This is a genomic window from Pseudonocardia pini, from assembly GCF_013870575.1.
Classification (GTDB): domain Bacteria; phylum Actinomycetota; class Actinomycetes; order Mycobacteriales; family Pseudonocardiaceae; genus Pseudonocardia; species Pseudonocardia pini.
Genome location: NZ_JACBXB010001191.1, coordinates 1 through 1121 on the forward strand (window position 1 = coordinate 1; position 1121 = coordinate 1121).

Here is a 1121-nt window from a genome sequence, read left to right on the forward strand (position 1 = left end):
CCGCTCGTCCGGCGCGGACGGGGTGCGGCGGACGAGCCGCAGCACCTCGTGACCCGACTCCCGCAGACCTGCGACGAGAGCGGTTCCGATCAGACCGGACGACCCGGCGACGACGACTCGCACGCCCCGATCCTCCCCAACGGCCCGACGTCTCGCGACTCGGACCCCCCAGAACGCACGAACGGCGCTCTCCTGCGGGAGATCCGCACGAGAGCGCCGTCGGTGAGGGCTCAGAGGCCGAGCTCGGCCTCGAACGCGCCTTCCTCGAGGCGCGCCCTGATCGCGGAGACGAAACGGCCGGCGTCCGCCCCGTCGACGATCCGGTGGTCGTAGGTCAGCGGCAGGTAGCAGACCGACCGGACGGCGATGACGTCCTCCCCGTCCACTCCGGCGACGACCTTGGGCTCCTTGACGATCGCGCCCGTGCCGAGGATCGCGACCTGCGGCTGGTTGATGATCGGCGTGTCGAACAGCGCGCCCGCGCTGCCGATGTTGGTGATCGTGAAGGTGCCGCCGGACAGCTCGTCGGGACCGATCTTGTTGTCCCGGGTGCGGGCCGCGACGTCCGCGATCTTGCGGGCCAGCCCGGCCAGCGACAGGTCCTCGGCGTTCTTGATCACCGGGACGAGCAGCCCGCGCGGGGTGTCGACGGCGACCGCGAGGTGCACGCCGCCGTGGTACTCGACCTGCTTGCCGTCCTCGGAGATCGAGGAGTTGACGGCCGGGTAGGCCTTGAGCGCCTCGACCGTGGCCTTCGCGAAGAAGGGCAGGTAGGTGAGCTTGACGCCCTCACGCTGCAGGAACGCGTCCTTCGCCCGGGCCCGCAGCTTCGCGATCCGGGTGACGTCGACCTCCTGCACGGTGGTCAGCTGCGCCGAGACCCGCAGCGACTCGGTCATCCGCTGGGCGATGACCTGGCGCAGCCGCGGCATCTTCACCGTGGTGCCCGGCTGCGGGGCGTCGGCCGCCCGGCTCGGGACCTTGGCGGGCTGCTTCGGGGCGCTGCTCGCGGCGGCGGGCTGCGCGGCGGGCTCCGGGGCCGCGGGGGCCTTCGCGGCGTCGGCGGCGGTGCGGACGTCCTGCTTGCGGATCCGACCGCCCACGCCGGAGCCCTCGAGCGA

General features: G+C 72.8%; 2 protein-coding genes. Both read right to left on the reverse strand.

The window, feature by feature from the left end:
• The coding region (locus H5J29_RS35690) for an NAD-dependent epimerase/dehydratase family protein (protein ID WP_312858522.1) at positions 1-123 on the reverse strand (123 nt) is incomplete at its 3' end.
• 107 nt (positions 124-230) lie between these two features.
• Positions 231-1121 (reverse strand): 2-oxoglutarate dehydrogenase, E2 component, dihydrolipoamide succinyltransferase (gene sucB / locus H5J29_RS33730; RefSeq protein WP_181784914.1); only part of this gene is annotated, 891 nt, incomplete at its 5' end.